Source organism: Sphingomonas sanguinis, from assembly GCF_001476905.1.
GTDB classification, from domain to species: Bacteria; Pseudomonadota; Alphaproteobacteria; order Sphingomonadales; family Sphingomonadaceae; genus Sphingomonas; species Sphingomonas sanguinis_B.
In genome coordinates this window covers 1-9,269 of record NZ_LDTE01000036.1, presented here as the reverse complement: position 1 = coordinate 9,269, position 9,269 = coordinate 1, and the positions used below count along the sequence as shown (strand labels likewise).

At 56.4% G+C, this 9,269-nt stretch carries 9 protein-coding genes and 2 pseudogenes; 8 read left to right on the top strand and 3 right to left on the bottom strand.

The window, feature by feature from the left end; translation table 11 throughout:
* The coding region (locus SB4_RS06920) for a hypothetical protein (protein WP_153006110.1) at nucleotides 1-398 on the bottom strand (398 nt) is incomplete at its 3' end.
* Between the two features lie 87 nt (nucleotides 399-485).
* Between SB4_RS06920 and SB4_RS06915 the strand changes: the two genes are divergently transcribed.
* From SB4_RS06915 to SB4_RS06900, 4 genes are all read left to right on the top strand, one after another.
* The gene (locus tag SB4_RS06915; protein ID WP_058751979.1) at nucleotides 486-1,547 is read left to right on the top strand and encodes a GNAT family N-acetyltransferase; all 1,062 of its coding nucleotides are present in this window, start codon (nucleotides 486-488) and stop codon (nucleotides 1,545-1,547) included.
* Nucleotides 1,525-1,947 carry an ASCH domain-containing protein gene (locus SB4_RS06910; RefSeq protein WP_058751978.1) on the top strand — a complete coding sequence of 141 codons (423 nt, stop codon included), beginning with the start codon at nucleotides 1,525-1,527 and terminating at the stop codon, nucleotides 1,945-1,947. Before SB4_RS06915 ends, SB4_RS06910 begins: the two co-directional genes overlap by 23 nt.
* Before the next feature lie 3 nt (nucleotides 1,948-1,950).
* The gene (locus SB4_RS06905; RefSeq protein ID WP_058751977.1) at nucleotides 1,951-2,538 is read left to right on the top strand and encodes an ATP-binding protein; all 588 of its coding nucleotides are present in this window, start codon (nucleotides 1,951-1,953) and stop codon (nucleotides 2,536-2,538) included.
* A gap of 826 nt (nucleotides 2,539-3,364) precedes the next feature.
* Nucleotides 3,365-3,898, top strand: coding sequence for a Ros/MucR family transcriptional regulator (locus tag SB4_RS06900; protein WP_058751976.1), 534 nt, complete (start codon nucleotides 3,365-3,367; stop codon nucleotides 3,896-3,898).
* Nucleotides 3,899-4,915: 1,017 nt separating this feature from the next.
* Here SB4_RS06900 and SB4_RS20585 read toward each other — a convergent pair.
* The gene (locus SB4_RS20585; RefSeq protein ID WP_058751975.1) at nucleotides 4,916-5,284 is read right to left on the bottom strand and encodes a plasmid mobilization protein; all 369 of its coding nucleotides are present in this window, start codon (nucleotides 5,282-5,284) and stop codon (nucleotides 4,916-4,918) included.
* Between the two features lie 342 nt (nucleotides 5,285-5,626).
* Between SB4_RS20585 and SB4_RS06885 the strand changes: the two genes are divergently transcribed.
* The 4 genes and pseudogenes from SB4_RS06885 (at nucleotide 5,627) to SB4_RS18845 (ending at nucleotide 8,870) form a co-directional block, all read left to right on the top strand.
* A protein-coding gene (locus SB4_RS06885) for an IS3 family transposase (RefSeq protein WP_153006111.1) occupies nucleotides 5,627-6,807 on the top strand; the annotation gives its coding sequence in 2 pieces (ribosomal slippage) (nucleotides 5,627-5,867 and nucleotides 5,867-6,807; 1,182 coding nt in all).
* Between the two features lie 79 nt (nucleotides 6,808-6,886).
* Nucleotides 6,887-7,126: pseudogene (locus SB4_RS18855) on the top strand (IS3 family transposase); the annotation flags it as partial.
* 107 nt (nucleotides 7,127-7,233) lie between these two features.
* Complete coding sequence (locus SB4_RS18850; RefSeq protein ID WP_082670032.1) at nucleotides 7,234-8,103, top strand: NAD-dependent epimerase/dehydratase family protein; 870 nt, start codon at nucleotides 7,234-7,236, stop codon at nucleotides 8,101-8,103.
* Nucleotides 8,100-8,870 (top strand): SDR family oxidoreductase, encoded by a 771-nt coding sequence (locus tag SB4_RS18845; RefSeq protein ID WP_082670031.1) that lies wholly within the window; start codon nucleotides 8,100-8,102, stop codon nucleotides 8,868-8,870. The genes SB4_RS18850 and SB4_RS18845 overlap by 4 nt, the downstream gene beginning before the upstream one ends.
* 134 nt (nucleotides 8,871-9,004) lie before the next feature.
* On the opposite strand, the pseudogene SB4_RS20325 reads toward SB4_RS18845, so the two are convergent.
* Nucleotides 9,005-9,151: pseudogene (locus SB4_RS20325) on the bottom strand (transposase); the annotation flags it as partial.
* Between the last annotated feature and the right edge of the window lie 118 nt (nucleotides 9,152-9,269).

Below are 9,269 nucleotides of genomic sequence, written 5' to 3'. Positions count from 1 at the left end.
TTGGGTTTGGACCCTAGTGGGTCGATCGCAAGTGGCTCCACAATCAGGTCGCGCGCAGGATCGATCATCTGGACAGTCAGGTGCGGTTCGCCATCGATCTGCGTGGGATAAGACGACGCATCGCCGCTCCCCGAAACGACGGGATCGTTAAAGACCGCCTTCAGCGTTTCCCCGTATCGCAACGTAGAACCTAGATCACTGATGCTAGCCGCGACAATCGGCACCGGGAAAAACAGATGGAAACGTCGGACATTTTGGACGTCGGGCATACGGAAGCCGACATCAAGAAAGTTAAAGTCGGCGGATAGGTCACGCCAGAGGTTGACGTGTATATCGAGCGGAGGGGCCTCCCGTCCGGCTTCCAGAGCGTCGAACCACAAAGCGAGGGTACCGTCCATTCGTTCTCCCAGCCCCTGGTCAATCAGCTTGCAAATTAAAGAAACTAGCTGGTTGAGACGCACGTGACCAGCGGCTAGCCTGAGGACATGGCGCAGACGCTTAACCTCGTGAAATTCAGTCAGGTCGACCTCGCAGACCCGTTCTTCGACTCCTTAAAGAGCCAATATGCGGAGTTCTCCTCGTGGTTCGCCAAGAAAACTGCAGCAAACGAACCCGTCTATGTCATCGAGAAGGCACCACATGCTGGCCTGCGCGGCTTCATCTATCTGAAAGTCGAAGACGGACCACTCGACGACGTCAGCCCGCCGCGTCCTACCGCCCGGCGCATCAAGGTGGGCACACTTAAGATCGACGCTCACGGTACCAAATTGGGTGAGAGGGTAATTAAGAAGATCTTTGACCATGCAGTCGCCGAAGCAGCTAATGAAATCTATGTCACCGTCTTCGACACCCATGCGAAGCTGATAAACCTTTTTAGACGTTACGGATTCGAGGAGGTTGCATCAAAAACAACACCGAACGGGACCGAATTGGTACTTGTAAGATCGATGACAGCGTCGACTGGTGACGTCCTCAAGGATTATCCATTCGTGCATATTCAGCACCGAAGGTTCTGGCTGCTCGCGATTAGACCCGAGTACCACTCGCACCTCTTTCCAGATTCAATTCTCACTACGGAGTCCCCCGACATCTTGCAGGATGTGTCTCACACCAACACGATCCACAAGGTTTATGTTGGCGGCGTACCGCTGACGAGTATGAAACACGGCGACGTGGTCGTCCTCTACCGCACAACTGACCACAAGGGCCCAGCTTTGTACCGGTCCGTTGCGACCTCGATATGCGTGGTTGAGGAGGCTCGCGGCAGGAAACAACTGGGCTCGGACGCCGGCCTGATCGCCTTCGCAGGAGACCACAGCGTCTTCAATGTGACCGAGCTGAGTGAGAAATTCGCCGCAAACAGCCCGCTGTATGCCGTTCGAATGACCTACAACCTTGCCCTTGCAAAACGTCCCATTCGCCAGCAGTTGCTACATGACGTCGGCATCAGCGAGCAGCCTTTCTGGCAGCTCCGGGAGCTCAGCCGAGGCCAGTTCGAACGCATAGCGACACTCGGTGAGGTACATGAAGGTCTTATTGTCGATTAAGCCAGAGTTCGCTGAGCGCATCTTCGATGGCACTAAGCGGTTTGAGTTCAGGCGCTCCGTGTTTCGGGACAGATCGGTTCGCACCGTGGTTGTGTACGTCACGCGTCCAGTCGGTAAAATTCTGGGTGAATTTGATATTGGTGGTATCCTCACCGAGGCTCCAGACGCGCTTTGGGACATGACCCACTCGCACGCTGGCATCTCGCGGGAGTTTTTCGACAGCTATTTCGAGGGACGAGTAAGTGCGAACGCGATCGAGGTCGCCGAGGTCCGCCGCTTCGCAACACCGCTAGAGCCGAGCGTCATGATCGAAAATTTCACCCCGCCGCAGTCGTACATGTATATAAGCGACGCGATAGGCAGGAACGCCGACGACAAACGGCAGTACGAGCTGCTGTAACGAATGTCCGGTCAGGAGCATGAGGACGGGCCCGTGGTGGGGCTTTTCGGCATTTCGGGTGTAGGCAAGACCCGGTTCGCATCCGCCTTAGTTGAACTGAATCCGGAAGTGCTACACCTCCAGGCCAGTGCCCTGCTTAGAAGGGCAAGCGGCCTAGGCAACGAAGCGCTTCGAACGGCCAATCGGAATCAGCTTGTCGCCAACCAGTCGGCGCTCGCCTTGGCGACGGAACAGGCTCGCTCGGGTCAACGGGAGCGCCCGGTCCTGATTGATGCGCACAGCGTAATCGACAACGATATTGAGCTAGTCGATGTGCCCTTCGATGCAATCCAGCCATTAAACATCGAAACCTACATTTTCCTGCGTGCCTCGCCCTCGTCGATCATTCAGCGGCGTTCCGCATCGACGAGATCTCGCCCCCTCCGCTCTGCCGAAGAATTGGCCAAGCATCAGTCGCGCGCGCTTGCCGTCTGCCGCGAATATGCCGACAGTTCCGGTAGGCCGCTAGTAATCATAAACGTGCCCGACGGTGCAGTACCGCCGGAAGCGTTAACGCTCGCAACGAAACAATTCGATAGAAGGCGAATGTAGAGCGCTAGCGGCCGCTAGTCAGTCCCACCAAATGTGATTTATCCAGCAGATAGGGCCTGTCGAAGCTCCCTTCCTACTCGCACATATCACGTGCCCAAACACAACCATGTTGAGGTTCGATTAGTGAGTGAAGACAGATGACTGAGACCGGCTCTAAACAAATCTTTCCCGGGAGCCTGCACTGGGGAGGCCCTGCCCACCGACAAGAAATGCCCCTTGATGTCCCCGGTGGTCCGCGAGAAGGCGAGGAGGCGGGCGTACTCGCCTTCCGGCGCCGTAGCGGTGAAACTACCGTTACAGTGACTTGGAGAGTGGAGGATCAGGTAAACCTGTCTTCACACGACTTTGAGTACGCTAGTCCGCGAGAAGCGCTCGACGCAGGGTGGGAGCTCGGCGAGCGGTACGAGCAGGATGCGGTTCACATGGAGCGCATGAGGCAAATTTATGGCTGACACTGCCTACCCGAAATCCCGCGCATGACGCCCGAATAGAATTGCTCTAATTCAACAGACGCGTGCTTTCCCTCTGCCTCACCGACGATAAGGCTTTGAGTGTCAAAACCGAGCGGTTGTGACACCTGTGCTCTTTTCGAGTGTGGTGGGAAAGTCGATCTTTTGCCTTGCGGGATCAAGCGAGCGGCAAACCGATCCACCAAATACCCGGACTGAACATCTAGATCAGCGATTCCACGCTATTGGAATACATCAGCACGCTTACTCGCCACATAAACCATTGCCGTTATAGCCGCAAACATTCACATGATCATCGGGCCGACCATAAAATGTCATGGCTCAGCCTAGGCCCCTTTCTCCCATCAGGATGCCACATGACTGACCAGATTAATTCAGATACGGCCAATGCCGTCGAACTTGCCACCGAACTAACCATTGCATGGCTGGGCAATCCCAACACCCGTACCGATGCCGAGCATGTTCCGGCTTTTCTGGGGACCATGCATGCCGCCATCTTAAAACTGGCAGGCACGCCGCAAGCCGACGCTTCTGAAGCTGTAGACACTCAGGAATATACTCCGGCAGTCACCGTCCGGAAGTCGCTGGCCTCGAGCGATCACATCATCTCGATGATCGACGGCAAGCCCTATAAGACGCTGCGCCGTCATCTGGCCACTCATGGCCTGACGCCCGAGGAATACCGCGCGCGCTATAATTTGAAGGCGGACTACCCCATGGTGGCGCAGTCCTATTCCGAGAGCCGGCGTGCGATGGCCAAGAAGATCGGCCTGGGTCGCAAACCCGGGCAGTCTCCCAAGGCGGCTGCCACCAAGCCTGCGCGCAGGGGTAAGTCCGTGGCTGACGCCAAAGCTGCGGCGCAATCGCATCTGAGCGGTTCGGGCGAATGATCATGACGGGGGCGATGGTGCGTCGCCCCCGTCATACGCAGTACATTGCGAAGTGTTGAAGGCGATATTCAGCCTAACAACGTCGCCGGACACCAATCCAGCTATCCCCCCATGAACCCACCGGATCGTGTGTTATCGCGATAGCCCTCTGGCGACCGTATGTGTCATGCCCCCACGAATGTGCTCGATAGACGAGTCTGGCAGGGCCTCTTCACAAGGAAAGGTGCACGATAGACGAATCCCAGAAGGCGCCCGATGCGGAAATGCCCTCAGGCTGCCCGCCTTTTCCGGCGTTCTCACCCCCCGAACTCGTCTATCGAGCACATTCGACGAGCCGAACCGGCAGTCTGCCCTCATGAATGTGCTCAAAAGACGAGTCTGGCAGGGCCCCTTCACAAGGGAAGGTGCACGATAGACGAATTCCAGGAGGGCCCGGTGTGGAAATGCCCTCACGCGGCCCGCCTTTTCCGGCGTTCTCACCCCCGAACTCGTCTATCGAGCACATTCGACGAGCCGAACCGGCAGTCTGCCCTCATGAATGTGCTGCCAGTACGAACCTGACAGGGCATCTTCGCAAGGAAAGGTGCACGATAGACGAATCCCAGAAGGCGCCCGATGCGGAAATGCCCTCAGGCTGCCCGCCTTTTCCGGCGGTCCCACGCCTGCACTCGTACTTGGAGCACATTCGGAAAGCTAAACCGGCAGCCTGCCCTCATGAATGTGCTCGATAGACGAGTCTGGCAGGGCCCCTTCACGAGGGAAGGTACACAATAGACGAATTCCAGAAGGGACCGGTACGGGAATGCCTTCAGGCGGCCCGCCTTTTCCGGCGTTCTTACACCCGGACTCGTCTATCGAGCACATTCGACGAGCCAAACCGGCAGCCTGCCCCTGATGAATGTGCTCAAAAGACAAACCGAGCCAGACCGACCGAGCAGGCGATCTCAGTGTACCAGCCGTTCGGTTCGCTCCGCGTACACAGAGCAAATTGGATGACCGGGGACATAAGATTCTGGTCTAGCGGTCACGCAGAGCACGGCCCATTATGGCCGATAACTCGGCTTGCAGGGCGCGAAAATCGAGCATCATTTTCTCCACCTCGGCAGGCTTTGCCCCAAACCCACGGTGGTCCGCGAGCCATAGCTTTAACAGACCCGCAATGCGGCCTAGGTCACCGTTGACCTTCCCCATGTCACCAACGGCCCGGAGGTCGTACACTGACCTGATCTTATGATTGAGGCCGGCTGTTCGGAGATAGGCAGAGCGGGACATGCCTGCCTGATCGGCGCGGTCCGCCAGTTCGGCTAGCTCGCCTTCCGTCACCCACACATCGATACGGGTACCTCTCGGCCTGGTTCCGCGTCCGGTTTTGGTGTCTGATCCCACCCCCAAAAAACTCCATGCACCCTGTCAAACGCGGCAGCGTCCGTCCGCCTCGCAGAGCAAGATTACGTCGAGCCGCAGGCGAGTAAGGATCGTGTTGTATCGGTATGTGCGCAAGCGCGTACCGGTACAACACCTATCTTGCCGCCACAAAGTATGCGACTGAGTGCAACGATATGCGACGACGGCGCAGAATTGCCTCCGCGTGGGAGATAATCGCATATCATCGCAGATAGTCGCGGATAATCGCATATCGTCGCACTTCGGCTTGCCTGATCGATCTGCCTGAGCAGCCCCTAGATTTCTGGAGGCCTTGGATCCTAATTTTGAGGACAGGAGGCGATGATGGGGAAGCCGAATTTCAGCGAGGCCTTCAAGCGTGACGCGGTGGCCCAGATCACCGAGCGCTGGTATCCGGTAGCGGAGGTCTCGCAGCGGCTCGGGGTTAGTGCGCACTCGCTGTATGCGTGGAAGCGGCAGCTGGCGAAGGTCGTATCCGGCGATGCTGGCAAGGATGCCGAGATCCGCCAGCTGAAGCGCGAGTTGGCTCGGGTAACCGAGGAGCGCGACATCCTAAAAAAAGCCACCGCGTATTTCGCTCGGGATGCAAAGTGAGATACGCGTTCATTGCCCAGCATCGTGATCACTTTGGCGTGCGGGCAATGTGCCGCTGCCTCGCCGTGCAGCCCAGCGGTTTCTATGCTTGGCAAAAGAGCCCGCTGAGCCGGCGGGCTCGGGAGGATGCTCGGCAAACGGAGCTGCTGCGGTGCGCCTGGAACGACAGTGGCAAGGTCTATGGCTACCGCAAGCTGCACGACGACCTGCTGGATCACGGCGAAACCTGCTGCCCGAACCGAGTTGCCAGATTGACCAGATTGGCGGGCATCAAGGCGCAGATCGGCTATAAGCGCCGGCTCGGCAGCCATGGCGGCAAGCCGTCCCTGGCGGTCGACAACACGCTGGACCGCCAGTTCGACGTCGCTGAGCCAGAATGGGCCTGGGTGACGGACATCACCTACATTCGCACCCTGGAAGGCTTCGCCTATCTGGCGGTCGTGATCGACCTGTATTCCCGCCGCGTGGTGGGCTGGTCGATGCAGAGCCGACAGACCACCGATGTGGTGCTGCAGGCGCTGCACATGGCGGTGTGGCGGCGCAAGCCGAAGCAACGGGTGCTGATCCACTCCGACCAAGGCTCGCAGTTCACCAGTATGGAGTGGGCTGCCTTCATCCGGGCTCACAATCTTGAGCACTCGATGAGCCGACGCGGCAACTGCCATGACAATGCCGTCGCCGAGAGCTTCTTCTGCTCGCTCAAGCGCGAGCGCATCCGGCGCCGCACCTATAAGACCCGTGAGGAAGCCCGGCAGAACGTGTTTGATTACGTCGAGATGTTCTACAACCCTGTACGCAAGCAGGTCAGGAACGGGATGCTGCCGCCCGTCGCGTTCGAACGGCAGCAGGTTTTGAAGGCGGAAGGCGTCTGGAAAACTAGGGGCTGCTCACTCTACGTACATCAGCTGTGAAGGGTAGGGCGTATCCTCGAATGCTTCAAAGGCTACGATGAGGTGTCATCCAAGGTCATTCAGTACGTACCCGCCCCCTGCCGGAGAGCATCCGGTGAGCCTAGTCGCGAGCACGCTCGGGGTCGGGCGCTCGACAGTGTACGACCGCCTGACCGGCAGCGACAAGGCTTGTAGACCATACACCAAGGCTGACGATGCACAACTGCTATCCAGCATCCGCCAGATTGCCGCGCAGCGGCAAACGTACAGCTACCGCCGCATCGAGGCGGTCCTCAATCTCAAGCAACGCACCCGTGTCATTCCCCAAGCCCACCACCGAATCCGAAGCAGCTCCATCACCTACAATTTTAAGCTACACTATAATAAAAACCTTCACACTTGATCTGTTATGGCTAAGCTAATCAAGTTGAAGAGGAGAGCTGCCTCATGATTGTAGTGACAGGGTCGTATGGGCGGGTGGGACGCGCGATTTGCGCCGAACTTGAGGAACATGGGTTGGAGTGGCAGGGTATAGACCTATCTGCGCAACCTCAGTTCACTCCTTCGGGGCGCTTTGCACACCGTCAAGGAGATCTAAAGCGCTTTGGAAGCGCCGTGGAAATGCTCGCCAACGCCACCGCGATCATACACACCGCTGCTATCGCTTATCCTGATTTTTCAACAGAACATGAAACGTTCATTTCAAATGTTGCCATGACGTTCAATGTTCTATCTGTTGCGAAATTATTCAATATAAAAAAGGTCGTTTCGCTCTCATCCGAGAAGGTATATGGATTTCCGTTTAGCCATAAAAAACCTTTGTACTTTCCGATAGACGAGTCCCACCCGATTCAATCAGAGGGCGCTTACGGGTTAAGCAAATCTGTAGGGGAGTTTATTAATAATGGCTTTGATTTTGACGATAAATATTCGATTATATCAATAAGGTCCACTTTGGTCCAAAGTGTAAATAACTATCCTGATTATCCTGGATTTGTCGACGATCCTGCTATAAGAATTTGGGCATTATGGAGTTACATTGACGTCAGGGATTTAGCTCGCGCATGTAGGTTGGCCGTACAGGCAGATTTGCCGGGCATTCATGCATTTTCAATCGCAGCGCCTGACACTGTTATGGACATGCCGTCAGCCGACCTAGCCGCTAAGTTCTTTCCAAACGTGCCAACACGTTGGCCATCCAATGCTAGCCCATTCTCAAGTTTTTGCGATACCAAAAAAGCCGAAATCGAACTCGAATTTGTTGCGCAGCATCGATGGCGTGACGAGCTAAAGCAGTTGAATGGGCAAACCGAATGAGAGACTCTACAGAGTCTCCACTGGCAACTCATCGCCTTAACGGCCAGCGCGTTGCGATAATCGGAGGAACCGGTGGCATTGGGTTGGCAGCAGCTAGAGCGATTCAGTGCGCCGGCGCAACCCCGATCATAGGGAGTCGGAGTGCAGAGCGTATAAAAGCAGTAGAAGAGCAATTGCTCGATTTTCCCAAAAGTAAAAGAATATTAGTCCGAGCAGACGACCCAGCCTCCCTACGAACCTTTTTCACTGTAATTAGCCCACTTGATCACCTTGTGATTTCCATTGGCAATATGGAAAGTCCACCAGTTAAATTTTTAGAAACGTCAGCGGCGCATGCACGCTTGCATTTTGAGCAGACTTTCTGGACGTCCTACAACGCGGCACAGGCATTCGCCGCCTCGGTTCCCTGGACCCCACGTTCATCAATCCTATTTGTATCAGGGGCCCTCAGCCGAAGACCTGTGGTCGGAAAGAGCGTATACACTGCGGCGCAGCAAGCATTAGAAGGCTTGGCTCGAGCGTTGGTCGAGGAACTGGCCCCTTTGCGCGTGAACGTACTTGTTCCCGGCCTTGTTCGCAGCCCACGCTGGGATGTGCTGAGTGAGATCGAACGGGAGGCCTTATTCCAAGGTGCGGCTTCGGAGAATCCCGTTGGCTTCGTCGCCGGTGCAGACGCGCTTGGCGGTATGGTCGTCGAAGCTTTGGCGAATCCATATTTAACGGGTTCTGCTCTCGTCGTGGATGGGGGGTGGAGCGTTCGACGCTAAAATGGTTCTGCAATTTGCCTACTCTCGGCAGATATTTCTCCAGGGACTATGTACATGCATAGCGCTTCGTCATCACCTACTTCGAGCCCGACAATTAGAAGGCGCGGCGCTTTCTAGTTGTTTAGGTTGGGGACTCATTTGATCCACTCGGCGACGGTGGCAACGAGCGCGATGGCAGCCAGATAGTTGCTGGCGTGACGGTCATATCGCGTGGCGATGCGCCGCCAATTCTTAAGCCGACAAAACAGCTGCTCGATGACGTTCCTGCGGCGGTAGAGACGTCTGTCGAGCGGGTGAGGCGTACGGCGCGCAGCAGTGTAGATGGGATCACGGCCTTGATGTGTCGGTCGGCGAGCCAGCGGCGCAGACTATCGGCGTCATAGGGCTGAGACTCAATCA

What these genes read in the sequence shown, in the direction of transcription:
- SB4_RS06900 (WP_058751976.1), top strand. Translation starts at nt 3,365, where the DNA reads ATGACTGACCAGATTAATTCAGATACGGCCAATGCCGTCGAACTTGCC.
- SB4_RS06905 (WP_058751977.1), top strand. Translation starts at nt 1,951, where the DNA reads ATGTCCGGTCAGGAGCATGAGGACGGGCCCGTGGTGGGGCTTTTCGGC.
- SB4_RS18845 (WP_082670031.1), top strand. Translation starts at nt 8,100, where the DNA reads ATGAGAGACTCTACAGAGTCTCCACTGGCAACTCATCGCCTTAACGGC.
- SB4_RS06915 (WP_058751979.1), top strand. Translation starts at nt 486, where the DNA reads ATGGCGCAGACGCTTAACCTCGTGAAATTCAGTCAGGTCGACCTCGCA.
- SB4_RS18850 (WP_082670032.1), top strand. Translation starts at nt 7,234, where the DNA reads ATGATTGTAGTGACAGGGTCGTATGGGCGGGTGGGACGCGCGATTTGC.
- SB4_RS06910 (WP_058751978.1), top strand. Translation starts at nt 1,525, where the DNA reads ATGAAGGTCTTATTGTCGATTAAGCCAGAGTTCGCTGAGCGCATCTTC.